Raw genomic sequence first — 24,079 nt, 5'->3', positions numbered from 1 at the left:
GCCCTACGCGATCCGCACGCCGGCCCCGCCCACCCGCACCCGGGGGTCGCCGGGGCGCAGTTCGACGGTGAGGGTTCCGGGGCGGCCCATGTCCTCGCCCTGGTGGAGGGTGAGGAGCGCCTGCGCCGGGACCAGGCCGGCCTCGCGGGCGTACGCGCCGAAGGCGGCCGCGGCGGCTCCCGTGGCGGGGTCCTCGACGACGCCGCCGACGGGGAAGGGGTCGCGTACGTGGAAGACGGTCGGGCTCTCCCGGTAGACGAGTTGGACGGTGGTGAGGTCCAGGCGGCGCATCAGCGCCTCCAGGCGGGCGAAGTCGTAGGACAGGTCGGCGAGTCGGGCGCGGGTGCCGGCGCCGATCACCAGGTGGCGGGCGCCGGCGTAGGCGATCCTGGGCAGGAGCGCGGGGTCCAGGTCGATCGCCGGCCAGTCCAGTGCGGCCAGCGCCTCGGCGAGGTCGGCGTCGGCGATCTCCTCGACGTGCGGTTCCACGCTGGTCAGGGTGGCGCGCAGGCCCTCGCCCGGTTCGGCGGTGACCGAGACGGGGACGGTTCCGGCCCGGGTCGCGAACAGCAGTTCACCGGGTCCGATCCGCTCGGCCAGGGCGACGGCGGTGGCCACGGTGGCGTGCCCGCAGAACGGCACTTCGGCCTTGGGGCTGAAGTACCGCACGGTGAAGGCGCGGCCGGGTTCGCCGCCGAGGTCCCGGGGCGGGTCGGTGAGGAACGCCGTCTCGCTGTAGCCGAGCCCGGCGGCGATCGCGAGCATCGCGGGCCCGTCCAGACCGGCCGCGTCGAGGACGACCCCGGCGGGGTTGCCGCCCGCCGGGTCGCCGGAGAAAGCCGTGTAGCGCAGCACTTCGGTCGTCATGATCGGCTCAACTTCCGGGGACGGGAGCGCATTCCCGGATCCGCCCCGGCGTGGTCCCGGGTCCGCGCCGGCGTGGTCCCGGGTTCGCGCCCGCGTGGTCGCGGCGGCGGGTCAGCCGCGTCCGATGTAGGGCATGGCGGTCGCCATGACGGTCGCGAACTGCACGTTCGCCTCCAGGGGCAGTTCCGCCATGTGCAGGACGGTGCGGGCCACGTCGGCGGCGTCCATCACGGGCTCCACCTCCAGTCGCCCGTTGGCCTGGAGGATGCCGGTCCGCATCCGCTCGGTCATCTCGGTGGCCGCGTTGCCGATGTCGATCTGGCCGCACGCGATGCGGTACGGCCGGCCGTCCAGCGACAGCGACTTCGTCAGGCCGGTCATCGCGTGCTTGGTCGCGGTGTAGGCGATCGAGTTCGGGCGCGGCACGTGCGCCGAGATGGAGCCGTTGTTGATGATCCGGCCGCCCTGCGGGTCCTGGGCCTTCATCACGCGGAAGGCCGCCTGGGCACAGAGGAAGGATCCGGTGAGGTTGACGTCCACCACGGACCGCCAGGCCTCGTACGTGATGTCCTCCAGCGCGACACCGGCCGGGCCGAAGGTGCCGGCGTTGTTGAAGAGCAGGTCGAGCCGTCCGTGGCGGTCCCGTACCGTCTCGAACAGGGCGCCGACCTCGTCCGGGTGGCTGACGTCCGTCGGTACGCACAGCACGTCCGCGCCGGCGCCGGCCGCCTGCGCGGTGTCCTCCAGGGGCTCGGGGCGACGGCCGGCCACGGTCACCGACCAGCCGGCGCCGGCCAGGGCGAGGGCGACGGAGCGGCCGATGCCGGAGCCCGCCCCGGTCACCACGGCGATCTTGTTTCCACGTGCGTTCATGGGGCCGCAGGGTACGTCACACGGGACACGGGTCCACGGGCGTTCCGACAGCTGAGAGCATGGATCGCTCAGGGGTGCGAAAAGAAGACAAAAGACTGGAGTTCCGCATGTCGGAGAGAGGCCCCTCGACGGCCCCCTCGGAGGAGTCGCCGCACGACTCGGTCCCCGTCGCCGGCGCGGTCCCGACCGTCGGCGCCGCCCCGCTGAACGCGGCGCCGTTGAAGGCCGCGCGGCGCACCGGCCTGCTCGTCACCTTCATCCTGGGCGGGTTGACCGCCCTGCCCCCGCTGTCCATGGACATGTACCTGCCCGCCCTGCCGCAGGTCACCGACGCCCTGCACAGCCCGGCCGCCACCGTCCAGCTCACCCTGACCGCCTGCCTGGCCGGCATGGCGCTGGGCCAGCTGGTCATCGGTCCGATGAGCGACAAGTGGGGGCGCCGCCGCCCGCTGCTCATCGGCATGGTCGTCTACGTCCTGGCCACCGCGATCTGCGCCCTCGCCCCGACCACCGAGCTGCTGATCGCCTTCCGGCTCCTCCAGGGGCTGGCCGGCGCGGCCGCCATCGTCATCGCGCGCGCCGTCGTCCGCGACCTGTACGACGGGGTCGAGATGGCCCGGTTCTTCTCCACCCTGATGCTCATATCCGGGGTGGCCCCGATCATCGCCCCGCTCATCGGCGGCCAGATCCTGCGCGTCGCCGACTGGCGGGGGGTCTTCGTCGTCCTGACCGCCGTCGGCGCGGCGCTCACCCTCGTGGTGTGGCGGGGGCTCGGCGAGACCCTGCCTCCCGAGCGCCGTCACACCGGTGGCGTCGGCGCGGCGCTGCGCACCATGCGCGGGCTGCTCGGCGACCGGGTCTTCGCCGGGTACACCCTCGCCGGCGGGTTCGCCTTCGCGGTGCTCTTCTCGTACATCTCCGCCTCGCCCTTCGTGGTGCAGGAGATCTACGGGGCCTCGCCGCAGGCGTTCAGCCTGCTGTTCGGCGTCAACTCGGTCGGCCTGATCATCGTCGGTCAGATCAACGGGAAGCTGCTGGTGGGCCGGGTCAGCCTGGACAAGGCCCTCGGCGCCGGGCTCGCGATCATCACCGTCGCCTCGGTGGCCCTGCTGTTGATGGCCACCGGGGCCTTCGGGGAGGTCGGGCTGATCCCGATGGCCGCCGCGCTGTTCGTGTTGATGTCGGCGATGGGCCTGCTGCTGCCGAACACCAACGCGCAGGCGCTGATGCGCACCCCGCACGCCGCCGGGTCGGCCTCCGCGCTGCTGGGCACCTCCTCGTTCCTGGTCGGGGCGATCGCCTCCCCGCTGGTCGGGATCGCGGGCGAGGACACGGCGGTGCCGATGGCGGTGGTGCAGTTGTCCTGCTCACTGCTCGCGGTGGCCTGCTTCCTGGGCCTGTGCCGGCCGTGGCGCACCCGTGCGCCGATGACCGCCGCGTAGGACCGCGCGCCGCCCGGGGACGGCCCTGGGCCGGCGGCGCGCCCACCGCGTCATCGGGTCCCGCGCGGCGCCGTAAACTTCGTGGGTGAACGCCTCCGCCCCCGCACCCACCACCGCCGACACCCTCCGGTCCGCGTTGGGCGGGCTCCTCGCCGGGCTCCCCCCGAAGCAGACCAGCGCCGCCGTGGAGCGGCTCATCGCCAGCTACCGGGGCACCACCCCCACCGACGCACCCGTGCTGCGCGACCGCTCCGACGTGGCTGCGTACGCGGCGTACCGGATGCCGGCCACCTTCGAGGCGGTGCGGTCCGCGCTGGACGGCCTGGCCGAGGCGGCCCCGGAGTGGGTCCCGGCCTCGCACGTGGACGTGGGCGGCGGCACCGGATCCGCGACCTGGGCCGTGGACGCCACCTGGGACGGGCCGCGCGAGACGACCGTGCTGGACTGGGCGGAACCCGCGCTGCTCCTGGGTCGGGAACTGGCGGCGGCCTCCGGCTCGCCTGCGCTCCGCGCGGCCGAGTGGCGCCGGGCCGTCATCGGGTCCGGGATCGCGCTGCCCGACGCGGACCTGGTGACCGTGTCGTACGTGCTGGGCGAGCTGACGGTGGAGTCCCGCCGGGCCGTCGTCGCGGAGGCCGCGCGCGCCGGTCGGGCGGTGGTGCTGATCGAGCCGGGCACCCCGGACGGGTACCTGCGCCTGCGCGAGGCCCGCGAGCAGTTGATCGAGGCCGGCCTGACGGTGGCCGCGCCCTGCCCGCACGACGGCACCTGCCCGATCGAGGTCGGGCAGGACTGGTGTCACTTCTCGACCCGGGTCAGCCGCTCCTCCCTGCACCGTCAGGTCAAGGGCGGCTCCCTGCCGTACGAGGACGAGAAGTTCGCCTACGTGGCCGCGACCCGCTTCCCCGTCGAGCCGGCCACCTCCCGGATCACGCGGAGGCCGCAGATCCGCAAGGGGCTCGTCCTGCTGGACCTGTGCGGTCCGCCGGGGACGGGCGAGGGCGAGGGCCTGACCCGGGCCACCGTGACCAAGCGCCACGGTGACCTGTACAAGGCTGCGCGGGACGCCGACTGGGGACAGGAGTGGCCGCCGCCCGGCCGGTGACGTCCGTCTCCCCCGGACTCGCCCGCCCGGTGACGTCCGTCTGCGGCGGACCCTCCCGCGCCACGTCGGCCGCCGCTACATCCGCAGCTCCTGGGTGCAGCACTTCACGCTGCCGCCGCCCTTGAGCAGTTCGCCCAGGTCCATCGGGACCGGTTCGAAGCCCCGGTCCCGCAGGGGCGCCGGCAGGCCCGTCGCGGCCTGTGGGAGCAGCACGTGCAGCCCGTCCGAGACGGAGTTCAGCCCGAAGGCCGCCGCGTCCCGGTCCTCCACGACGAGGGCGTCCGGGAAGAGGCGTCTGAGCACGGCCCGACTGCCCGGCGAGAAGGCCTGCGGGTAGTACATGACCTCGTCCCCGTCGAGTACGGACAGGGCCGTGTCGAGGTGGTAGTAGCGGGGGTCCACCAGGTCGAGGCCGATGACCGGGCGGCCGAAGAACTCCTGGGCCTCGTCGTGCGAGAGGGGGCTGGACCGGAAGCCCCGGCCGGCCAGGATGTAGGTGGCGGTGACGGCGAAGTCGCCCTCGCCCTCGTTGACGTGGGACGGCTCGCGGATGTCCGTGAAGCCGTGGGCGCGGAACCAGTCGAGGTGGCGTTCCGCCTCGGCCGTGCGTTCCGGGTAGGCGAACCGGGCCCCGAGGACGCGGCCGTCGACGACCAGGGCGCCGTTCGCGGCGAACACCATGTCGGGCAGGTCGGGGTCGGGCACGAGGGTCTCGACGGTGTGGCCGAGGGCGCGGTAGCGGTCCCTCAGGTCCTCCCACTGGGCCAGTGCGAGGGGCAGGTCCACCGGTTTCGTGGGGTCCATCCACGGGTTGATGGAGTACGTGACCTTGAAGTGCGCGGGTGGGCACATCAGGTACCGCCGGGGTGTGGCGTCTCTGCGCAAAGAAGGCTCCTCACGGTGATGAGGAGAGAATCGTCTCTCCTGCGGGGGAACCGCGCAGTGAACTGACCGGGTGGTTCAGCTCAATGACCGAAACACAAGACGAAACGTCTCGCATTGATACGTTGGCCGTATGAACGACACCCCTGCACCGGAGCCGCGGGACACCAAGGCCCGCACCCCGAAGGCGAAGGCCCCGGACGCCGCCCGCCGCAGTGACCGGTCCCGGCGGGCCATCCTGGACGCCGCCCTCGACCTGGTCGGGGAGGTCGGCTACAACCGGCTGACCATCGAGGCCATCGCCGCCCGCGCGGGGGTCGGCAAGCAGACCATCTACCGCTGGTGGCCGTCCAAGGCGGCGGTGCTGCTGGACGCCTCGCTCGCGCTGGCCGGCGAGGCGGAGGCGGACGTCGAGTGGGCCGGCTTCCCGGACACCGGGGACCTCGCCCGCGACCTGAAGCACGTCCTGCGGGCGACGGTGGACGAGTTCAACGACGAGAAGTACGGGGCCGCCGCGCGCGCCCTGACCGCCGCCGGCGCCACGGACGCGGAGCTGGGCGCACGTATGACCGAGGAGCTGCTGGAGCCCCGGCTCGCCCTGTACGAGGCACGGTTGCGAACGGCGCGGGAGGCGGGCCGGATCGCGCCGGACGCCGATCTGCGGCTGACGGTGGAACTGCTGGTGGGGCCGCTGACGCACCGCTGGCTCATGCGGACGGCGCCGCTCACGCACGCCTACGCGGACGCCCTCGTGGACACGGTGCTGCGCGGCGTCGGCGGGGTGGGAAAAGTCACCGCCTGACAGTCGGCCGGCCGGGGCCGTACCGGGGGCCGAGAACATATGGCCTGATTCTGTGGTTATGTGGGCCCCCCGAGTTCGGGGGTGCGGTCACCCGGAGTCCGGGATGGTGGGACCATGTGAGGGTCTGCCGGGGCAACGGTGAGGTGAGGGGATTGATGGGGTCTGAGTCCGGCCGCGTCCAACGCGGCGAGCAGAGCAGGATTTCCCAGTGGCTGCGCCGCCGGCCGAAACCCACTCCGGAGGACCCCGGCAAGGAACGCGAAGCCCTGCTGCTGGCCGTCGCCGCCGCGGGCCTCCCGATCGCCCCCGCCGCCCATCCCGCCGGCTACCGCTGTTCGTGCGACCGCATCGGCTGTCCCACTCCGGCGCGGCACCCCGTCTCCTTCGCCTGGCAGACCCAGTCGACCACCGACCGCGCGCAGATCGAGCGGTGGGCGCGCAACGAGCCCCAGGCCAACTTCATCACCGCGACCGGCATGGTCCACGACGTCCTGGACGTCCCGCTGGAGGCCGGACGCGACGCGCTCACCCGGCTGCTGGCCGCCGGCGTCGAGGTGGGCCCGGTCGCCGAGTCCGGCGGTACGGGCGAACAGGCGCGGATGCTGTTCTTCACCGCCACCCGGGGCACCCCGGAGGACGAGGACGAGTGGTGGCCGTGCGAGCTGGACTGCCACCCCGAGACGATGGACGAGCACCCGGGCCTGCGCTGGCACTGCCGGGGCAGCTACGTCCTGGTCCCGCCGGCCGCCCTCCCCGGTGACCTCTCCGTCGGCTGGCTGCGCGGCATGGAGCACCCGCTGCCGGACCCGCTGACGCTGCTGGAGACACTCACGGACGCCTGCGCCCTCTACGCGGGCACCGCCGCCCAGACGCCGGCCGCCGTCGCCTGGCCCCTGGGACGCTGAGAGCGCGGTTCCGGGCCGTACCGGCCCCGCCCGCGTTCCTCGGGCGCGGGGTCCGGGCGCGGGGTCCGGGCGGGCCGCGGGAGCCGGCCGCTCAGTGGATCTGCGTCACGACCACGTCGAGGGACCACGCCTTCGCCGGCTTCGCGGGGGCCTCGGCCTCCACCGCGTAGCCGAGGTCGCGCAGGGCCGTCACCAGTTCCGCGGGCGACCCCGGGGCCGCCCCGGCGAGCAACAGGTCCCGGACCAGCCGTCCCTTGGTGGCCTTGTTGAAGTGGCTGACCACCGACCGCTTCTCCACGCCGTCCACCATCTGCGCGTGCAGCACCCGCACCGTGGCGGTCCGGCCCGCGACCTCGCCCTTGGGCTTCCACGCGGAGGCGTAGGCCGAGGACCGCAGGTCCAGCACCAGTCCGTCCCCGGCGGCGGCCGGCAGCGCCGTCGCCATCGGCTCCCGCCAGTACGCGCCCAGCGCCCCCAGGCCCGGCAGTTTGACGCCCATGGAGCACCGGTAGGACGGGATGCGGTCGGTGACCCGTACCGCGCCCCACAGCCCCGAGAACACCAGCAGCGACCGCTCGGCGGCCAGGGCGGCGGACTCGGGCAGGGTGGCCAGGCCGAGCGCGTCGTAGAGGACCCCGGTGTAGATCTCGCCGGCCGGTCGCGCGACGGCCGTCCGCAGCCCGGCGTTCTTCGCGACTTCCCCCCGCAGCCCCTCGCTGAGGCCCAGGACCTCGCGCGCCTTGGACTCGTCGCCGACGCACAGCTCGACCAGTTCCTCCAGGACCGCCGCCCGCGCCCCGGCCAGTGCCGGCAGCGACAACGTCTGCGGCTTCAGCGGTGCGCCGGAGCCTCCGGCGGCCTTTCCCTCGGAGGGCGGCAGCAGCACGAGCACGGTGGTTCTCCTTCAGTACGACACGGCGCAGGGGGTGCGGCCCCCGAGCCAGGGTAGACGGCTCGACGCGCCGGCAAGGCCGCCCGGCCATAGGCTCGGTCCATGCCACGCCGTCACCTGCACATGACCGGCGCAGACGGGGCTGCACTGCGGGCCGCACTGCGTGACCTGCGGACGAAGCTCGACGTGCCGCGGGAGTTCCCCGCCGAGGTCCTCGCCGAGGCGGAGCGGGTCGCGCGGGACCCGCGCCTGCCGGAGCACGACGCCACCGACCTCCCCCTCTTCACCCTCGACCCGCCGACCTCCCTCGACCTCGACCAGGCCATGCACCTGGCGAGGCGGCCCGGCGGCGGCTACCGCGTGCACTACGCCATCGCCGACGTCGCCGCCTTCGTCACCCCCGGCGGCGCCCTCGACGTCGAGGCGCACCGCCGTGTCACCACCCTGTACTTCCCCGACGGGAAGGTGCCCCTGCACCCGGCCGTGCTCTCGGACGGCGCGGCGAGCCTGCTGCCCGACCAGGACGCGCCCGCGCTCCTGTGGCGGTTCGACCTGGACGGCGACGGCCGGGTGGAGACCACCGAGGTGCGGCGCGCCCTGGTCCGCAGCCGCGCCAAGCTCGACTACGCCGGCGTCCAGCGGGCCATCGACTCCGGTACCGCGGAGGAGGCCGTGGCGCTGCTCAAGGACATCGGGGTGCGCCGCGAGGCACTGGAGACCGAACGCGGCGGAATCTCCCTCAACGTGCCCGACCAGGAGATCGTCGAACACGACGGCGCGTACACCCCCGCCTACCGGATGCCGCTGCCGGCCGACGGCTGGAACGCCCAGATGTCGCTGATGACCGGCATGGCGGCCGCCGAACTGATGCTCGCCGCCGGCGCCGGCATCCTGCGCACCCTCCCCTCCGCCCCCGACGGCGCGGTGGGCCGGCTGCACCGGGTGGCGAAGGCCCTGCGGATCGACTGGCCCCACCACGTCCCGTACGCCGAACTCGTCCGCTCCCTCGACCCTCGGCTGCCGAACCACGCCGCCTTCCTCCAGGAGTGCACGACCCTGCTGCGCGGCGCCGGGTACACGGTCTTCACCGAGGGGCGGACCCCCGATCCCCTGCTGCACGCGGCGGTGGCCGCCCCGTACACGCACTGCACCGCTCCCCTGCGGCGGCTCGTCGACCGCTACACCGGCGAGCTGTGCGTCGCGGCGGCGGCCGGCGTCGCGCCGCCCGCGTGGGCGCTCGACGCGCTGGAGGGGCTCCCCCGCGAGATGGCGGAGGGCAACCGGCTGGCCAACACCGTGGAACGGGAGTCCGTGAACCTGGTCGAGGCCGCCCTGCTCGCGGGGCACGTCGGCGACACCTTCGAGGCGGTGGTCATCGACGTCAAGGAACGGGAGCCGCTGGTGGGCACGGTCCACCTGGAGGAACCGGCGGTGGTCGGCCGCGTCGAGTCCCCGGCCGACGCGTTGCCGCTCGGCGAACGCATCAGGGTCCGACTGACCGAGGCCGACCTGGGGACGGCGCGGATCCTGTTCGCCCCGGCCTGACCCGCTCCGACCGCCGTCGGCCATGGCCACCGGCCCCGGCTCCTGTCATCATCGGCCCACGGCGCCGCAGGACCGGAGCCGTGCGACGCCTCGGGGGAGGGACAGCGGATGGATGCCGTCGACCTTCCCGCGCGCCCGTCGGCGCTCCGTCCTCCCCCGCCCCGGCCCGCGCGGACACCGATCCGGCCCCTGACCCGACCGCCGGCTCCCGCGCTGCGCCCCCACATCGTCAACTACACGGGATTCCGTACCGAGTTCACGGTCCCCCGGCGCCGGCTGGAGCTGCCCACCGGTCTCGTCACGCTCATCTTCACCTTCAGCGAGGGCCTGTGGGTGGCCCGCACCGGAGCGGGCGCCAACCCCCTCGGGGCCGACGGCGGGGGCACCGGGCTCACGGGCGACGGGCTCGGCGCGGCCCGGCTGATGCCCGCCTCCCGCGCCCTGATCAGCGGCCCCCGCAACGGTCCGGCGCTCGGGGTGCACGCGGGCCGGGTGCACGGCCTGGAGGTGAACATGAGCCCGCTGGGCGCCTACCGGCTGTTCGGCATCCCATGGTGCACTTCGAGGATCGGGCTGGAGCGCCCGCACGCTGCGGGTCCGGTTCCGCGAGCAGGTCGGGTTGTCGCCGAAGGCCGTCGCCCGGGTGTTCCGCCTCCAGCACGCGCTGCGCCGGCTCGCGGCCGGGGAGGCGCCCGCCCGGGTCGCGGCGGCCTGCGGCTACCACGACCAGGCCCACCCGGGCCGCGACGTGAAGGCCATGACGGGGTTGCCGCCCGCCCGTTTCGCGTCGCTGCGCGGGGGCCTGCCTCCGGGGTCGGCGCTGGACCGGACGCCGGGTTGGATCACGAGCGTGCTGCTGTGAATCGGCCGCGCGTGCCGTTTTTGACAAGACAGGGCCGCCGCGACTTGCCACGCTCGGCGCAGGACCCCGCGCTGCGTCGGCTCGTCACGGGGGTGTGAGCCGGCGCAGTGCGGTGACCAGCGCGCGCGGATCGTCGGCGTGGAAGCGGATAGTGCGGGCCCGGGCGGCCCCGCCCAGCGGACGGACGAAGGGCACCGGGCGATTCAGTTCCAGCGTCACCGAGGTCTGGCTTCCGACGATCAGGTCGAGGAGCCCCTCGTCCTCGTCCAGGGTGACCAGCCGGCCTTCGGGGTAGCGGCGCTCGACCCGGACCGAGGCCACCGCGTCCGGCGGGACGGTGAGGTCGAACAGGGCCCCGTACCGGATCCGCAGGGATCCGTCGGCGCCGACCACGTGCGGTCGCACCACGCAGGCGGCGTGCATCGCGAGGAGCAGCACCACCCCGTACACGTCGAGCACGAGCACCACCCGGTGCACGGCCGGCCAGGGGATCAGGTGGGCGAGCGCGACGGTCTCGATCACCGACACGAAGAGCAGCCCGTACATCATGGCCGTCTGCGGGCCGGTGTACCCGGCGGGCACGTCGCCGGCGGCGACGCCGTGCGGCGCACGGCGCCCGAGCCACCGCCCCAGCGAGGCCGCGGCCCGCAGTTCGTGCAGCAGCAGCAGCCGGACGGGGACCGGGACCACCTCGCGCACCGCTCCCCGCCAGGCCTGCCCGGGGGCGGCGCCCCGCTCGCGCCGCTCGACGTACAGTCCGCGCAGCACCCGGGCCTCCAGCAGCAGCACCCCGAGCACCAGCGCCTCGGCCGCGACCGGCACCCAACCGGGCGGCCGCACCCCGGCCACCAGGCACACCACCAGCGCGAGTTCCCCCGGTACGACGACGGCCGCCGCCGCCCGGGCCGCCCGGACCGCCCTCATCCCCTACCCCTTTCGATGAACCCCTCCATGACCAGGCGCACGACTTCCGCCTGCGCCGGCGGGTACTCCGCGAGCAGCGCCTCCTTGAACCCGTGCGGAACCGGCCCCTGCGACGGGATCGCCGCGAACACCTCGTCGGGCACGGCCGCCACCAGGGCCTCGGCGAGGGGGACGATCCGCGGGTCGTCGCTTCGCGCGTCGGCCAGCGCGTCGAGTCGCTCGTACAGGCCGAGGACGGCCGGATCGGCGGCCAGTGTCCCGAGCAGGGCGTAGACCTCCTCGCCGAGCGCGCCCGTGCCGTCGAGCAGCGTGAGGTGTTCGCGGTCCAGCGCGGCGCTGGGCGAGTCCGTCGCCGGAGCCTTGGAGAGCAGGGCGGCGAGCGCCGGCGACAGCGGCTCGACCTCCCCGGGCGGGGCGGCGAGCAGCAGGGCGAGGCGCTGGCGGCGGGCGGCCAGTTCGGCCTGCTGCCGGGCCAGGTCGGCGTCCAGTTCCGCCAGTACGTCGGCCAGTTCGCGGCCCGCGTCGTCCGCGAGGACGTCCCGGACCTCGTCGAGGCTCAGCCCGATCTCGGTGAGCCGGCGTACCCGGGCCAGCAGGACCGCGTCGCGCACGGTGTAGGCCCGGTATCCGTTGGGGCGCCGCTCCGGTTCCGGGAGCAGCCCGACATGGTGGTAGTGCCGGATCGCCCGGGTGGTGAGCCCGACGAGCGCGGCGATCTCTCCGATCCGCATGAGGCCAGTAGAAACCCTGCCGCTACGTCAAGGTCAAGCGAGCGCGGGGGTGCCGGTAGCATGGTCGTCACGCAGAACGACACAAGCGGGCGGCCGCGTCGGGATCCTCGGATCCCGCCGAGGAACGTCCGGGCTCCACAGGGCAGGGTGGTGGCTAACGGCCACCCGGGGTGACCCGCGGGACAGTGCCACAGAAAACAGACCGCCGGGGACTTCGGTCCTCGGTAAGGGTGAAACGGTGGTGTAAGAGACCACCAGCGCCTGAGGTGACTCAGGCGGCTAGGTAAACCCCACCCGGAGCAAGGTCAAGAGGAGTCGTCTCCGGACGGCTCTGCGCGGACGATCGAGGGCTGCCCGCCCGAGTCCGCGGGTAGACCGCACGAGGCCGGCGGCAACGCCGGTCCTAGATGGATGGCCGTCTCCCCGGCGACCGCGAGGTCACCGGGCGACAGAACCCGGCGTACAGCTTGTGTCGTTCTGCGCCACCGCCCTGACCAGGGGTTTCCCCGGCCAGGGCGGTTTTGTGTGGGCGGGCGGCCCCGGGCGGGGCGCGCGACGGTGTCAGCGCAGGTGGCCGGTGTCGTTCAGCAGCCGCACCGAGGCGTTGCCGTCGGCGTAGTACGCCACCGCCGAGAGGGAGGCCGCGGACAGCTCCATCTTGAACAGGGACTCCGGCGGGGCGCCGAGCGCGAGGCGCACCAGCGTCTTGACCGGGGTCACGTGCGTGACGACCAGCACCGTCCGGCCCGCGTGCGCGGACACCAGCCGGTCGCGCGCGGCCGAGACCCGGCGGGTGACGACGGCGAAGCTCTCGCCGCCGCCCGTGGGGGCGGCCCTCGGGGAGTCCAGCCAGGCCTGGAGGTCGTCGGGGAAGCGGTCCCGCACCTCGGCGAAGGTCAGGCCCTCCCACGCGCCGAAGTCCGTCTCGCGCAGGCCCTCTTCGATCGCCACCGGCAGGCCGAGCCGGTCGGCGACCGCCTGGGCGGTCTCCCGGCAGCGTCGCAGCGGGGAGCTGACGACGGCCTGTACGGTGCCCCGCGCGGCCAGCGCCTCGGCGACCGCGGCGGCCTGCCGACGGCCGGCCGGGGAGAGTTCGGGGTCGGTGCCCCCACTGCCGGAGAAGCGCTTCTGCGGGGTCAGGGCGGTCTCGCCGTGCCGCAGCAGCACCAGGGTCGCGGGCGCGCCGAGGTCGGGGCCCCAGCCGGCGCCGGTCGTCGGCGCGGCGGCCGCAGCCTCCTCGGCGGACTCGGCGAACGGGTCGGGTTCCGCGAACCGGTCGGGCTCCGCGAACAGGGTGTCGGCGGTCGCGCCCGGGGCCGCCGAGGCGGCGAGCGCCGCCCGGACGGCGGCCGCGCCGGCCGCGGCGTCCCCGGGCGGTCCGGAGACCGGCGGGGTCGCCAGGGCGCGCGCGGCGCTCCGGTCGAAGACGGCCGTGGAGCCCGACGGCTCCCACTGCCCGCCGCGCTTGCCGGCGTCCATGGCCTCGTTGGCGAGCCGGTCCGCGTGCTTGTTCTCCTCGCGCGGGATCCACTCGTACGTCACCTGCGAGCGGGGCAGGATCTTCGCCGCCTGCGCCGCGAGGGGCTTCATGTCCGGGTGCTTGATCTTCCAGCGCCCCGACATCTGCTCGACGACCAGCTTGGAGTCCATGCGGACGAGGACCACCGCGTCCGGCGCCAGTTCGTGCGCGGCGCGCAGCCCGGCGATCAGGCCCTTGTACTCCGCCACGTTGTTCGTCGCGACGCCGATGTACTCGGCGCGCTCGGCCAGGGTCTCCCCCGTCGCCGGGTCGAGGACGACCGCGCCGTAGCCGGCGGGCCCCGGGTTGCCCCGGGAGCCGCCGTCCGCTTCCACGACAAACCGCGGCATCAGATGCCCGAGTCGGCCGTACGGACGAGGATGCGGCCGCAGTTCTCGTGGCGGACGACCTGGTCGCGGGCCGCGGCCTTGATCTCGTTGACCTCGGCCATGTCGAGTTCCAGGCGGCAGCCCTCGCAGCGGCGCTGGTACAGGCGCGCGGCGCCGACGCCGCCCTGCTTGACGCGGATCTTCTCGTACAGCGCCATGAGCGCCTGCGGCATGGCGCCGACGATGACCTCGCGGTCCTTGGCGATGCCGGCGACCTCGGCGTCGATCTCACCGGTGGCCGCGTCACGGCGCTCGGTGGCGTCCGCGACCTTGACCTCCAGCGAGGCGACCCGCTCGGTCAGCTCGGTGACGCGCCCCTGCGTGGCCTCCAGCCGCTCCATGACCTCCAGGACCACGTCCTCCAGGTCGCCCTGGCGCTTGGCGAGCAGGACGACCTCGCGCTGGAGGTTCTCCAGGTCGCGGGCCGAGACGCCGACGCCCGAGTCGAGCCGCTGCTGGTCGCGGGCCGCGCGCGAGCGGACCTGGTCGACGTCCTGCTCCGCCTTGGTCTGCTCGCGGGCGGCGTCCTTCGCCTGGGTCTGGGCGGCGACGAGCAGGTCGCGCTGCTGGGTGAGGTCCTTGGTCAGGGTGTCGACCTCGGCGTGCTCGGGCAGCGACTTGCGCTTGTGGGCGAGCTGAGACAGCCGGACGTCCAGGGCCTGGACGTCGAGAAGTCGGATCTGGTCGGCGGGCTCGGCGTTCAGTTGGGGGCTCCAGGGTTAGAAGGGGAGGTCACGGACGGCGCGTGCGCCGTCCACGGGTCGGTGACCGTGCGCGAGACGTGGGTCCGCAGACCCCAGCCGTGGCGCTCGGAGATCGCGTCGAGCTGCGCGGCGGCCTGCTCGCACCAGGGCCACTCGGTGGCCCAGTGGGCGGCGTCGACGAGGGCGAGCGGGCTCTGCCCGCGGGCCTCGGACGCCGGGTGGTGGCGCAGGTCGGAGGTGAGGAAGACGTCCACGCCCGCGGCGCGGACGTGCTCGAAGAGGCTGTCGCCGGAGCCGCCGCTGACGGCGACGGTGCGGATCGGCGCGTCCGGGTCGCCCGCGACGCGGATGCCCTGGGCGGTGTCCGGCAGCCAGGCGGCGGCGCGGGCGGCGAACTCGCGCAGGGTCTCGGGGTGGTCCAGTTCGCAGATCCGGCCGAGGCCGCGACGGCCCTCGGGGTCGGTGGGGTCCGGGACCAGGGGGCCGGTGATGCGCAGGTCGAGGGCGCCGGCGAGGGCGTCGGAGACCCCGGGGTCGGCGGTGTCGGCGTTGGTGTGGGCGACGTGCAGCGCGATGTCGTTCTTGATCAGCGTGTGCACGACGCGGCCCTTGACGGTGCCCGCCTCGACGGTGGTGGTGCCCCGCAGGTAGAGGGGGTGGTGGGTGACGACCAGGTCGGCGCCCAGCTTCACGGCTTCGTCGATGATCTCCTGGACGGGGTCCACGGCGAACAGGACGCGGGAGATCTCGGCGTCGGGATCGCCGCAGACGGTTCCGACCGCGTCCCACTCCTCGGCCCGCGAGGGGGGCCAGAGAACGTCCAGCGCGGCGATGACTTCAGAGAGACGGGGCACGGCCCAAGGCTACCGTCCGCCCGGACCGGCCCCGTGCTCGACGTCGGGCCGTCCCGGCGGGGGGTCGCCGGGTGTCGCGGGGTGTCTGCGCCGAACGTCCGGGGAGAGTCCAGGGACCCGCCTCCCTCACCCCAAACCGCCCGAAATGACACAGCACACTGTCGGTCTCGGCCAGGGGTGAACGAGCGCCCGGCCACCCGTACGTGTGAAGCGCGGTTGCTGGTGTTGTTCGGTGAGAGGCGCGAAAACTAGCTTCCTCACCGGAGGTGACGGCCCGGATGACTGTCTGTGCCATCGAAATGACGACGACGGCCCCGTTCACGATCGCCGCGGACGGGTCGTACGCGGCCCGGCTGGCCGGGGACGGCGAGGCCCGCTACCCGGAGCGCTGGACCCTCTCCGGACCCGAGCCGTACGCGGTGCCGCTGCCGCTCTCGCAGCCGGAGGAGGCGGACAGCGAGGTGTCGCCGCTCGCCGACGGGCGGGTGCTGATCCACCGCCGGGTCGCGGACCGGCACGCGTTCGCGCTGCTGTACCCGACGGGGGCCGTCGGGTCCGCGGGCGGCGGGGGCCCGCGCACCGGGGAACGGCCGCTGGGGGCCGTGCAGCCGGCGACCGGGGACGTACGGGTGAGCCTGCTGCCGCCGTCCCCGGACGGCGTCCACGCCTTCGCCCTGGAGGTGGGGGCGGACGAGACCACCGTCTGGCAGGTGGCCGGGAGCGCGTTCGGCCCGGAGCGCGTGGCTCGCGTACCCGGTCGTTGTTCGGGCGGCGCCTGGCTGGACCGGACGGGCCGCCTGTTGGCCCTGGACCGTGAACTGGACGGCCGCACCAAGACCGTGGCCGTGGACCTGGGTCGGGGCGGGGAGGTCACCCCGCTGCTGCAGATCTCGCAGGACAGCGACGACCGGTTGGTGTCGGCGGCCCCGGACAGCGGCCTGCTGCTGATCCGTTCGGACGCGCCGGGCGAGCCCCGGCTCGGCTGGGGGGTCCTGGGCAGTTCCCGCCCGGTCCGCTTCCCGGAGTGCCTGCGGCCGGCGGACGCGGTGCCGTTCGCGGTGCAGCCGGGTCAGGCGCTGATGCCGGAGACCTGCGCGGTGGCGCTGCGCGTGCCCGAGGGGATCGTCTTGTGGCGGCCCGCCGACCGGCGGGTCTTCCGGTCGGCCGCCCCGGTGGGCTGGCTCGGTGGCGGGCTGTGGACCGCCGAGGGCCGGTTGCGCCTCCCGTACGCCACGCCGGAGGTCCCCTGCGGCGTGGCCACCCTGGCCCGGCCGAGCGCCCCGCCGCCCCCGGTCCGGGTGGCCCCGGCCGGCTCGGAGCCGGTCGAGGCGGAGCCGGTGGCGGCGGCAGCGGCACCCGTGCACGTGGACCCGGCCCCGCCGGCGGCGCCCCGCCCGGTGCCGCTCCAGCAGGCACCGCTGCGCTGAGGGCCCGTACGCGGGGCGCCGGCGGCCCGCGGGTCGGTCGGGTGCGGGTCGGTCGGGTGCGTGTCGGTCGCGGGTCAGTCGTGTGCGGGCCGGTCGTGTGCGGGTCGGTCGTGCTTGAGGCCCAGCACCTCCGTGGCCGCGAAGGTCTCGTTCGCCGGGCGGGCGTCGTAGTGCGGGGTGAGGACCTCGTCGAGTTCCTCGTAGGAGAAGGCCTCCTTGGTGGTGTCGAACTTCGCCGCCGGCTTGGGGCGGTCCATCACGACGACGATCCCGCCGTGCACCACGAACAGTTGCCCGTTGGCCTTCGCCGAGGCCGGCGAGGCCAGGTAGCCGACGAGCGGGGAGACGTGCTCGGGGGCGAGGGCGTCGAGTCTGCCGTCCTGCGGGACCTGGAAGCCGGCGAAGACGTCCTCGGTCATGCGGGTGCGGGCGCGCGGGCAGATCGCGTTGGCCGTCACCCCGTACTTGGCGAGGGCCAGGGCGGTGGAGGTGGTGAGGCCGACGATGCCGCCCTTGGCCGCCGCGTAGTTCGGTTGGCCCGCCGAACCGCCGAGGAAGGCCTCGGACGAGGTGTTGACGATCCGGCCGTAGACCGGGCCGCCGGCCGCCTTGGAACGTTCGCGCCAGTGCACCGAGGCGAAGTGCGTGGTGTTGAAGTGCCCCTTGAGGTGGACCCGGATCACCGAGTCCCACTCGGCCTCCGACATCGAGAAGACCATCCGGTCGCGCAGGATGCCCGCGTTGTTGACGAGGACGTCGAGCTTGCCGAAGCTGCTCACGGCCAGTTCGACCAGTTCGCGGGCCTGCTCGAAGTCGGCGACGTCGCCGAGGTGGGCGACGGCGGCTCCGCCCGCCGCGCGGATCTCCGCGGCCACCTCCTGCGCCGGGGCGGCCGAGGCCTCCCCCGAGCCGTCGCGGCCGGGTTGGCCGAAGTCGTTGACGACCACGCTCGCGCCGAGCCGGGCGAGTTCGATCGCCTCCGCCCGGCCGAGGCCCCGGCCCGCCCCCGTGACGATCGCGGAGAGTCCCTCAAGTGGCAGTGACATCCGTACGGTTCCTCTCTCGGGCTTCAGAGTTCGATGCAGGTGCGCAGGGCGACGCCGGTGCGCATCTGGTCGAGGGCGTCGTTGATCTCGCCGAGCCGGACCCGGTGGGTGATCAGGCCCGCGAGGTCCACCCGCCCGGCCCGCCACAGGGCGATGGTGCGCTCGTACGACCGCAGGACGTCCCCGCCTCCGTACATCGACGGCAGGATCTTCTTCTCGTCGAAGAACAGCGAGAACATGTTGATCGAGTAGGTGTCGTCGAGGGCGCCCGCGCCGACCACGACGACGGAGCCGCCGCGGCGGGTCATCTCGTAGGCGATCTGCGTGGTCGCGGACTTGCCGACCACCTCGAAGACGTAGTCGAAGCCCTCGCCCGCGGTGATCCGGTTCCTGGAGTCGCCGAAGGCGTCCGGGGAGACCGCCTCGGTCGCCCCGAAGCGCAGCGCCGCCTCGCGCCGTGAGGCGACCGGGTCGACGGCGACGATCTGGGCGGCGCCCTGCACCTTGGCGCCCTGGATGACGGAGATGCCGACGCCGCCGCAGCCGATGACGGCGACCGAGGAGCCGGCTTCGACCTTGGCCGTGTTGATGGCGGCGCCGAGTCCGGTGGTGACGCCGCAGCCGATCAGGGCGGCGATGTCGAAGGGGACGTCGTCGGGGATCGGTACGGCGCACCCGGCGGGGACGACCATCTCCTCGGCGAAGGTGCCGGTGCCGGCGAAGCCGAAGATGTCGTCGCTCCCGCGCCGGAAGTTGGGGGTGGCGACGTTCCCGAACGCCTCCAGGCACAGGTGGCCCTGGCCCCGCTTGCAGGAGGGACAGTGCCCGCACGGCGGCAGCCAGCAGACCAGGACCCGGTCACCGATCGTGTGGCCGGTGACCCCGTCGCCGACGTCCGTGATCACGCCCGATCCCTCGTGGCCGGGTATGAAGGGGGCCGGCTGCGGCAGTACGCCGCTCATCGCGGAGAGGTCGGAGTGGCACAGGCCGGTGGCCTTGATCCGGATCCTGACCTTGCCGGGGCCGAAACCCACGGCCTCCATGTCGTCGACGACTTCGAGCTTGTCCTGACCGATCTCGCTCTGCAGTGCTGCGCGCACGGTGCGGCTCCTTGGGTCGTGTGGTGGGCGCGTGCCCGACGCTCACGCGTGCTCTGCGCTCACGCGTGCTCTGCGCTTACGCGTGTGTGACGACGGTGTCGGCGAGGACCGGCGCGTCGTCCCGTTCGACGGCGGTCACCGACACCCGCACCCGGCCGGGTTCTTCCCACATCCGGATGCGCAGGGTCTCGCCGGGGAAGACGATCCCGGCGAAGCGTGTGCGGTAGGCGCGGACCCGGGTGACGTCGCCGCCCAGCGCGGCGTCGACGACGGCCTTGAGGGTCATCCCGTACGAGCACAGGCCGTGCAGGATCGGCCGGTCGAAGCCGGCCGGTTTGGCGAACTCCGGGTCGGCGTGCAGCGGGTTCCAGTCGCCCGACAGCCGGTAGAGCAGTGCCTGCTCCTCGCGGATGTGCCGCTCGACGGTCCGGTCGGGCTCCCGGTCGGGCGCCTCCTCCTTGACGGAGGGGCCGCGCTCCCCGCCGAAGCCGCCTTCGCCGCGTACGAAGATCTGCGCGTCGCTGGTCCACAGCGGCCCGTCGGCGTCGCCGACCTCGGAGCGCAGGACGATCACGGCCGCCTTGCCCTTGTCGTGGATGGCGGCGACGTGGGAACTGGAGGTGGCCTGTCCCTTGACGGGGATCGGCCGGTGCAGCTCGATGGAGTGTCCGCCGTGCAGGACGGCGGCGAGGTTCACGTCGATCCCGGGGGCGGCGAGGCCGCCGAGCATCGCCATGCCGGCGCCGGCGACGGTGGCGAAGCTGGGCAGGACGTGGAGTTTGGACTCAAGGGTGTAGCGCAGCTCGTCGGGGTCGGTGGCCGGGCGGCCGGCGCCGAGGCCGAGGTGGTAGAGCTGGATGTCCTTGTGGTCCCAGGCGATGTCCCCCCGGCGGGGGGCGGCGGCGAGGGCCTTCGCGGCATCGATCGGCATTGAGGATGCTGCTCCTTGTGTGTCGTTCGTGCTTCCACCGAGTGGAAGACCTCGGTGCGGCCGTCCGCACCGTCGGCCGCACCGAGGTCGTATGCGGGACCGACTCCGCGACTCGTTCTAGAACGCGTTCTAGGGCCGGTGAGGGAATGTATAACGCACGCCCCAGCACTTGGGAAGACTCCTGACTTCACGTCAGATCCCTTTTCGACCGGACGGAAGTCCTGCCCCGACGGGACGGGGGGCCTACCCTGGCAGGGTGGACGAAATGCCCGTTGCCTCCCGACCCGCCCGATCGCTGCGGGTGCTGCTGGATCCGCCGAACCCGGCCCTGGCGCTGCGGCTCGGCCTGCAACCGGACATCGACGTGGTGGCCTCGGCCATGAGCCGTCCCGCGGTGGCCCTGGTCGAGGAACTGGACGCGGCGGCGGCCCTGCTGGCCGACGATCCGGAGTGCGCCGTCCTGCTGATGACGGGGTCCGCGCATCCGGGGCTGCGGGACGCCGTCCTGGCCGCGGGGGCGGCGGGGCTGATCCTGCGCGACGGCCCGATCGAGGAGCTGGCGGAGTCCGTCCGTCGCGCCTCGCGGGGGGAGACGGTCGTCGACCCGGCCCTGGCGGGCCCCTAACGCCCCGCCATCGGCCATCCGCCATCCGCCATCCGCGCCCCGGAACGCGGACCGCCCCGGCCGCACCCCCGGGTGGGGGCGCGGCCGGGGCGGCCGGGTCGGGCGGGGTGGTCAGGCGATGAGACTGCCGGGGTCGTTCACGTTCGGCAGGGACGCGAGCTGCCTGCCCCGCAGGGGCGCGTTCACGTTGCCCGTGCCCCCGTAGAGGTACTGCGCCGCCGCTCCGGAGGCGAGCAGGTCGGGGCGGCCGTCGCGGTCGCCGTCGCCGATGCCGACGAGTTGGCCGTACTCGTTCCAGCCGGCGCCGAGCTTCGTACGCGGCGCGAAGGTCCCGTCGCCCTTGCCCGCGTACAGCCACAGGACACCGGCCTTGTCCCGGGCGAGGAGGTCGCCCGCCGGGGTGTCCGCGATGTCGCCGACGGCCGTGAGCTCGTTGTAGATCCCCCAGCCCTCGCCGAGCTTCGTCCGCGCGGCGAACGGGGCGGTGGCGGAGCCGGTGCCCTTGTAGAGCCAGAGCGCCCCGGCGGTGTCGGTGGCGAGCAGGTCGGCGCGCCCGTCTGCGTTCAGGTCGCTGCCGGCGGCGATCTTGTCGTAGATCTGCCAGCCCCCGCCGATCTTGACGCGGGTGCCGAATCCGCCGCGGCCCGTGCCGGGGTAGAGCCACAGCACGCCGGCCTTGTCCCGGGCCACGAGGTCGCCGAACGCCGATTCGCCGAGGTCCCCCGTCGCCTCGATCCGGTCGAAGACGTCCCAGCCGGCGCCGAGCGATTGGCGCGGCTGGGCCGTCAGTTGGCCGAACTCCTTGGAGAAGGTGGTGTCGCTGCGCCACAGCCGGCCGGAGGCGTCGCGGGAGAGCACGTCCGTGCTGCCGTTGTCGTCGAAGTCGTGCGGCGCGCTCTTGCGGGTGACGGTGAACGTGCCGGAGGCGGTCGTGGACGGGCCGATGCCGTTCAGCGGCCGGACAGCCAACTCCCAGGTGTAGTCGCCGTTGTACGCGCTCGCGCGGTCCGCTCCGATCGTGCCGTCCCAGCGGAACGTCGCGTCCGGGGTCTCGGGGTGCCTGATCGAGAGTGCCCGGGTCAGGCCGGTCCGGACGTGGCGCAGGGTGAGATCCGCCTCGGCGGTGCTCCGGGACAGTCCCCAACCGAGGTGGATCTCGCCGCCGTTCTGGTCCAGGTCGACGACGGCGGGGACCCGGTTCTCGGTGACGACGACCTTGGTGGGCTCGCCGGTGGTGGCCACCAGGGTGACGGACGGCGTCCCGCCCGCACCGGGCACGATCTTGTAGAGGCCCTCGCCCTGGGCGACGGTGCCTCCGCGCACGTACAGGCCGTCGGGGGTGGCCGCGGACGAGGTGAGGTGGTCGAGCAGCTTCACCTTCGTCCCGGTGGCCGGGTCGTACGCGGTGGGGGCGTACAGCGGGTTGGTGTCGGCGTTGGAGAGGCCGCCCGCCTCGCCGTACACCACCCAGCCGCCGACCAGGCCGATCTGGAGGTCGTTGGACCACGCGTCCTCGACGGGGACCTCGCGGACGGTCCCGGTGGCCCGCTCCATGAGGAACACCGCCGGCTTGTCGGTGGCGTCGCCCTCGGTCCAGGCGACGTGCGTCTGCGAGACGGCGACGGCGCCGCCGGCGGCGCCGGGCGTACGGTCGTGGATCTCGTCGACGGCGCCCGTGGCGAGGTCGAGCAGGCCCCACTTCGCGACCGTGCCGACGGTGAACGTGACGTAGGCGTCCTCCGGGGTGCCCGGGGCGACCGCGATGCCGCTCGCGCCCGCCGGGAGGCCGGTGACGGTCACGGTGCCGTTCCCCTCCGTGGGGTGCGTGTGCTTGCGCAGCACGGTGCCGTCCGCGGACGTCGTGAAGACGGCGTCGGCCGCCGATCCGGCGTACGCGGCGCCGCCGCCGGCCGATCCGACGGGGACGTCGAGCGCGGACATCGTGCTCAGGTTCCGGAGGGTAACCTGGTAGTGCATGGGGAAGACCAGGTAGTCCGCGGTCTTGGAGGACCGCAGGACGGTGGTGGAGCCGTAGCCCTGCGAGGCGCCGTTCGAGTAGCGCGTCCAGCGCTTGTCGAACGTTCCCTCCTGCCTCGACACGAAGCCGGTCAGTCCGGCGTCGGTCAGCTTGGAGTTCTTCGGAAAGCCGATGGCGTCGGCGGCGGTCTTCGCCGCGGCCGCCTTCGCCGTCGCGCCGGCCGGGGTGGCGGCGGCGTTCGCCGGGGCGCAGAGCGCGCCGGCGCCGAGCGTGACGGCGAGAACGACGGTGGTGGCGGCGAGGATCCGCCGCCGGGTCGAGCGGGCGTGAGCCACGTTCACTTCTCCCTCAAGAGCACCAGGCGCACCATGCGCCACACCTGTGTGACTCCTGATGTGGCGAAAAGTTGTACGCGTGTCTGGTTCCCGATCGACCGACCCCCGGCTGAGCGGCGCTACTTCGACGGCGGGGTCTCGCGACGCAGCAGGGTCACGACCGCCGCGCCCCCCAGGCCGATGTTGTGGGCCAGGCCGACGCGGGCCCCTGGGACCTGTCGGGCGCCGGCCTCGCCGCGCAGCTGCCAGACCAGTTCCGCCGCCTGCGCCAGCCCCGTCGCGCCCAGCGGGTGCCCCTTCGAGATCAGACCGCCCGACGGGTTGACCACCCACCGTCCGCCGTGGGTCGTGGCCCCGCTCTCGACGAGTTTGCCCGAGGCCCCTTCCGCGCACATGCCGAGCGCCTCGTAGGTCAGCAGTTCGTTGATCGAGAAGCAGTCGTGAAGTTCGATGACGTCCACGTCCTCGATGCCGAGCCCCGACGCCTCGCAGACGGCCCGGCCGGCCGCCGCCGACATGGGCTTGCCGACCACGTCGATGCAGGACCCCGACGCGAAGGACTCGGCGGTGTCCGTGGTCATCGACTGGCCGACGATCTCCACCGCCTTGTCGTGGAGGCCGTGCGCGACGACGAACCGTTCCGACACCACCAGGGCGGCCGCGGCCCCGTCGGAGGTCGGCGAGCACTGGAGCTTCGTCAGTGGCGCGTGGATCGGCTTCGCCGCGAGGATCTCCTCGACCGAGTACACGTCCTGGAACTGCGCGTGCGGGTTGTTCGCCGAGTGCCGGTGGTTCTTCTCGCCGACGGCCGCCAGTTGCGCGGCCGTGGTGCCGTACCGCTCCATGTGCTCGCGCGCCGCGTTGCCGAAGATCTGCGCGGTGGGCGGGGACATCTCGAAGCCGTGTCCGGTGGCCATGATCCCGTAGTGCCGGGCGACCGGGGAGGACTTGAAGTCGCCGCCGTCGGCTCCGCCGCCCAGCGCGCCCCGCTTCATCTTCTCGAAGCCGAGCGCCAGCACGCAGTCGTTGATCCCGCCCTCGACGAACTGCCGGGCCATCATCAGCGCCGTGGCGCCCGTCGCGCAGTTGTTGTTGACGTTGTAGACGGGGACGCCGCTCAGCCCCAGTTCGTACACGGCCCGCTGGCCGGCGGTGGAGGCCTGGAAGCAGTGGCCCACCGGCACCTGCTCCACCAGGTCGTACCCGATGCCCGCGTCGGCCAGCGCCGCGGATCCGGCCTCGCGCACCATGTCCCAGTACTGCCAGTCCCTCGACTCCGGCTTCTCGAACTTCGTCATGCCGACGCCCACGATGTACGACTTCATGTGCCCTACCGCCCCT

General features: G+C 73.7%; 21 protein-coding genes, 1 other RNA gene and 1 pseudogene. 9 read left to right on the top strand and 14 right to left on the bottom strand.

Features of this window, described 5'->3' with window-relative positions; all coding sequences use genetic code 11:
* Positions 1-3 precede the first annotated feature (3 nt).
* Entirely contained in the window at positions 4-867 is an 864-nt protein-coding gene (locus ACIRO3_RS11560) for a PhzF family phenazine biosynthesis isomerase (protein WP_361781398.1), read from the bottom strand.
* A gap of 111 nt (positions 868-978) precedes the next feature.
* Positions 979-1,740: an SDR family oxidoreductase gene (locus ACIRO3_RS11555; RefSeq protein WP_404135037.1), complete on the bottom strand. Its 762-nt coding sequence runs from the start codon at positions 1,738-1,740 to the stop codon at positions 979-981.
* A gap of 107 nt (positions 1,741-1,847) precedes the next feature.
* On the opposite strand from ACIRO3_RS11555, the gene ACIRO3_RS11550 reads away from it, so the two are divergent.
* Both ACIRO3_RS11550 and ACIRO3_RS11545 read left to right on the top strand, forming a co-directional pair.
* The gene (locus ACIRO3_RS11550; protein ID WP_404135034.1) at positions 1,848-3,182 is read left to right on the top strand and encodes a multidrug effflux MFS transporter; all 1,335 of its coding nucleotides are present in this window, start codon (positions 1,848-1,850) and stop codon (positions 3,180-3,182) included.
* Positions 3,183-3,267: 85 nt separating this feature from the next.
* On the top strand, positions 3,268-4,287 hold the full coding sequence (locus tag ACIRO3_RS11545) for a small ribosomal subunit Rsm22 family protein (protein ID WP_404135032.1): 1,020 nt from the start codon (positions 3,268-3,270) through the stop codon (positions 4,285-4,287).
* Between the two features lie 75 nt (positions 4,288-4,362).
* Here ACIRO3_RS11545 and ddaH read toward each other — a convergent pair.
* A pseudogene (gene ddaH, locus ACIRO3_RS11540) lies at positions 4,363-5,199 on the bottom strand (dimethylargininase); the annotation flags it as partial.
* Between the two features lie 103 nt (positions 5,200-5,302).
* On the opposite strand from ddaH, the gene ACIRO3_RS11535 reads away from it, so the two are divergent.
* Together ACIRO3_RS11535 and ACIRO3_RS11530 are read left to right on the top strand one after the other, a co-directional pair.
* Entirely contained in the window at positions 5,303-5,971 is a 669-nt protein-coding gene (locus ACIRO3_RS11535) for a TetR/AcrR family transcriptional regulator (protein ID WP_361781387.1), read from the top strand.
* A 155-nt stretch (positions 5,972-6,126) separates the two neighbouring features.
* The gene (locus tag ACIRO3_RS11530) at positions 6,127-6,876 is read left to right on the top strand and encodes a bifunctional DNA primase/polymerase (protein WP_404135029.1); all 750 of its coding nucleotides are present in this window, start codon (positions 6,127-6,129) and stop codon (positions 6,874-6,876) included.
* A gap of 91 nt (positions 6,877-6,967) precedes the next feature.
* On the opposite strand, the gene yaaA is transcribed toward ACIRO3_RS11530, so the two are convergent.
* Entirely contained in the window at positions 6,968-7,768 is an 801-nt protein-coding gene (yaaA, locus tag ACIRO3_RS11525) for a peroxide stress protein YaaA (protein WP_404135026.1), read from the bottom strand.
* A 102-nt stretch (positions 7,769-7,870) separates the two neighbouring features.
* Between yaaA and ACIRO3_RS11520 the strand changes: the two genes are divergently transcribed.
* Both ACIRO3_RS11520 and ACIRO3_RS11515 read left to right on the top strand, forming a co-directional pair.
* On the top strand, positions 7,871-9,313 hold the full coding sequence (locus ACIRO3_RS11520) for an RNB domain-containing ribonuclease (protein WP_404135023.1): 1,443 nt from the start codon (positions 7,871-7,873) through the stop codon (positions 9,311-9,313).
* A gap of 619 nt (positions 9,314-9,932) precedes the next feature.
* On the top strand, positions 9,933-10,175 hold the full coding sequence (locus tag ACIRO3_RS11515; protein WP_404135020.1) for a helix-turn-helix domain-containing protein: 243 nt from the start codon (positions 9,933-9,935) through the stop codon (positions 10,173-10,175).
* An 84-nt stretch (positions 10,176-10,259) separates the two neighbouring features.
* On the opposite strand, the gene ACIRO3_RS11510 is transcribed toward ACIRO3_RS11515, so the two are convergent.
* Both ACIRO3_RS11510 and ACIRO3_RS11505 read right to left on the bottom strand, forming a co-directional pair.
* On the bottom strand, positions 10,260-11,099 hold the full coding sequence (locus tag ACIRO3_RS11510; RefSeq protein ID WP_404135017.1) for a hypothetical protein: 840 nt from the start codon (positions 11,097-11,099) through the stop codon (positions 10,260-10,262).
* Entirely contained in the window at positions 11,096-11,830 is a 735-nt protein-coding gene (locus tag ACIRO3_RS11505) for a MerR family transcriptional regulator (RefSeq protein WP_366000262.1), read from the bottom strand. The genes ACIRO3_RS11510 and ACIRO3_RS11505 overlap by 4 nt, the downstream gene beginning before the upstream one ends.
* Positions 11,831-11,907: 77 nt before the next feature.
* On the opposite strand from ACIRO3_RS11505, the gene rnpB reads away from it, so the two are divergent.
* An RNA gene (gene rnpB, locus ACIRO3_RS11500) (RNase P RNA component class A) lies at positions 11,908-12,309 on the top strand.
* 82 nt (positions 12,310-12,391) lie between these two features.
* On the opposite strand, the gene ACIRO3_RS11495 is transcribed toward rnpB, so the two are convergent.
* From ACIRO3_RS11495 to ACIRO3_RS11485, 3 genes are all read right to left on the bottom strand, one after another.
* Positions 12,392-13,699 carry a bifunctional RNase H/acid phosphatase gene (locus ACIRO3_RS11495; protein WP_404135013.1) on the bottom strand — a complete coding sequence of 436 codons (1,308 nt, stop codon included), beginning with the start codon at positions 13,697-13,699 and terminating at the stop codon, positions 12,392-12,394.
* On the bottom strand, positions 13,699-14,094 hold the full coding sequence (locus ACIRO3_RS11490) for a C4-type zinc ribbon domain-containing protein (RefSeq protein ID WP_361781366.1): 396 nt from the start codon (positions 14,092-14,094) through the stop codon (positions 13,699-13,701). The genes ACIRO3_RS11495 and ACIRO3_RS11490 overlap by 1 nt, the downstream gene beginning before the upstream one ends.
* 344 nt (positions 14,095-14,438) lie before the next feature.
* A complete protein-coding gene (locus tag ACIRO3_RS11485; protein WP_404135009.1) occupies positions 14,439-15,296 on the bottom strand; it encodes a Nif3-like dinuclear metal center hexameric protein in 858 nt (285 codons plus the stop codon).
* 278 nt (positions 15,297-15,574) lie between these two features.
* Here ACIRO3_RS11485 and ACIRO3_RS11480 point away from each other — a divergent pair, with 278 nt between their 5' ends.
* A complete protein-coding gene (locus ACIRO3_RS11480; RefSeq protein WP_404135006.1) occupies positions 15,575-16,723 on the top strand; it encodes a hypothetical protein in 1,149 nt (382 codons plus the stop codon).
* Between the two features lie 74 nt (positions 16,724-16,797).
* On the opposite strand, the gene ACIRO3_RS11475 is transcribed toward ACIRO3_RS11480, so the two are convergent.
* The 3 genes from ACIRO3_RS11475 to ACIRO3_RS11465 form a co-directional block, all read right to left on the bottom strand.
* Positions 16,798-17,769 (bottom strand): 3-oxoacyl-ACP reductase, encoded by a 972-nt coding sequence (locus tag ACIRO3_RS11475; protein ID WP_404135003.1) that lies wholly within the window; start codon positions 17,767-17,769, stop codon positions 16,798-16,800.
* Positions 17,770-17,792: 23 nt separating this feature from the next.
* The gene (locus tag ACIRO3_RS11470) at positions 17,793-18,869 is read right to left on the bottom strand and encodes a Zn-dependent alcohol dehydrogenase (RefSeq protein ID WP_404135000.1); all 1,077 of its coding nucleotides are present in this window, start codon (positions 18,867-18,869) and stop codon (positions 17,793-17,795) included.
* Positions 18,870-18,945: 76 nt separating this feature from the next.
* Entirely contained in the window at positions 18,946-19,800 is an 855-nt protein-coding gene (locus ACIRO3_RS11465) for a MaoC/PaaZ C-terminal domain-containing protein (protein ID WP_404134997.1), read from the bottom strand.
* A 265-nt stretch (positions 19,801-20,065) separates the two neighbouring features.
* Here ACIRO3_RS11465 and ACIRO3_RS11460 point away from each other — a divergent pair, with 265 nt between their 5' ends.
* On the top strand, positions 20,066-20,425 hold the full coding sequence (locus ACIRO3_RS11460) for a DNA-binding response regulator (RefSeq protein WP_361781352.1): 360 nt from the start codon (positions 20,066-20,068) through the stop codon (positions 20,423-20,425).
* A gap of 111 nt (positions 20,426-20,536) precedes the next feature.
* Here the strand turns inward: ACIRO3_RS11460 and ACIRO3_RS11455 are convergent, their stop codons facing one another.
* Together ACIRO3_RS11455 and ACIRO3_RS11450 are read right to left on the bottom strand one after the other, a co-directional pair.
* On the bottom strand, positions 20,537-22,738 hold the full coding sequence (locus tag ACIRO3_RS11455; RefSeq protein WP_404134995.1) for an FG-GAP repeat domain-containing protein: 2,202 nt from the start codon (positions 22,736-22,738) through the stop codon (positions 20,537-20,539).
* Positions 22,739-22,857: 119 nt separating this feature from the next.
* Positions 22,858-24,063, bottom strand: a complete 1,206-nt coding sequence (locus ACIRO3_RS11450) for a lipid-transfer protein (RefSeq protein WP_404134992.1) — start codon at positions 24,061-24,063, stop codon at positions 22,858-22,860.
* Between the last annotated feature and the right edge of the window lie 16 nt (positions 24,064-24,079).

This window comes from Streptomyces sp. NPDC102278, from assembly GCF_044766345.1.
Taxonomy (GTDB): Bacteria; Actinomycetota; Actinomycetes; order Streptomycetales; family Streptomycetaceae; genus Streptomyces.
Note: the sequence above shows the minus strand (reverse complement) of the source record. Positions and strands in the feature narration are given on the sequence as shown.

Excerpts from the sequence above, each read along its gene's own strand:
- ACIRO3_RS11560 (WP_361781398.1), bottom strand. The coding sequence starts at position 867 with ATGACGACCGAAGTGCTGCGCTACACGGCTTTCTCCGGCGACCCGGCG.
- ACIRO3_RS11555 (WP_404135037.1), bottom strand. The coding sequence starts at position 1,740 with ATGAACGCACGTGGAAACAAGATCGCCGTGGTGACCGGGGCGGGCTCC.
- ACIRO3_RS11550 (WP_404135034.1), top strand. The coding sequence starts at position 1,848 with ATGTCGGAGAGAGGCCCCTCGACGGCCCCCTCGGAGGAGTCGCCGCAC.
- ACIRO3_RS11535 (WP_361781387.1), top strand. The coding sequence starts at position 5,303 with ATGAACGACACCCCTGCACCGGAGCCGCGGGACACCAAGGCCCGCACC.
- ACIRO3_RS11530 (WP_404135029.1), top strand. The coding sequence starts at position 6,127 with ATGGGGTCTGAGTCCGGCCGCGTCCAACGCGGCGAGCAGAGCAGGATT.
- ACIRO3_RS11520 (WP_404135023.1), top strand. The coding sequence starts at position 7,871 with ATGCCACGCCGTCACCTGCACATGACCGGCGCAGACGGGGCTGCACTG.
- ACIRO3_RS11510 (WP_404135017.1), bottom strand. The coding sequence starts at position 11,099 with ATGAGGGCGGTCCGGGCGGCCCGGGCGGCGGCGGCCGTCGTCGTACCG.
- ACIRO3_RS11505 (WP_366000262.1), bottom strand. The coding sequence starts at position 11,830 with ATGCGGATCGGAGAGATCGCCGCGCTCGTCGGGCTCACCACCCGGGCG.
- ACIRO3_RS11495 (WP_404135013.1), bottom strand. The coding sequence starts at position 13,699 with ATGCCGCGGTTTGTCGTGGAAGCGGACGGCGGCTCCCGGGGCAACCCG.
- ACIRO3_RS11480 (WP_404135006.1), top strand. The coding sequence starts at position 15,575 with ATGACTGTCTGTGCCATCGAAATGACGACGACGGCCCCGTTCACGATC.
- ACIRO3_RS11475 (WP_404135003.1), bottom strand. The coding sequence starts at position 17,769 with ATGTCACTGCCACTTGAGGGACTCTCCGCGATCGTCACGGGGGCGGGC.
- ACIRO3_RS11465 (WP_404134997.1), bottom strand. The coding sequence starts at position 19,800 with ATGCCGATCGATGCCGCGAAGGCCCTCGCCGCCGCCCCCCGCCGGGGG.
- ACIRO3_RS11460 (WP_361781352.1), top strand. The coding sequence starts at position 20,066 with ATGCCCGTTGCCTCCCGACCCGCCCGATCGCTGCGGGTGCTGCTGGAT.
- ACIRO3_RS11450 (WP_404134992.1), bottom strand. The coding sequence starts at position 24,063 with ATGAAGTCGTACATCGTGGGCGTCGGCATGACGAAGTTCGAGAAGCCG.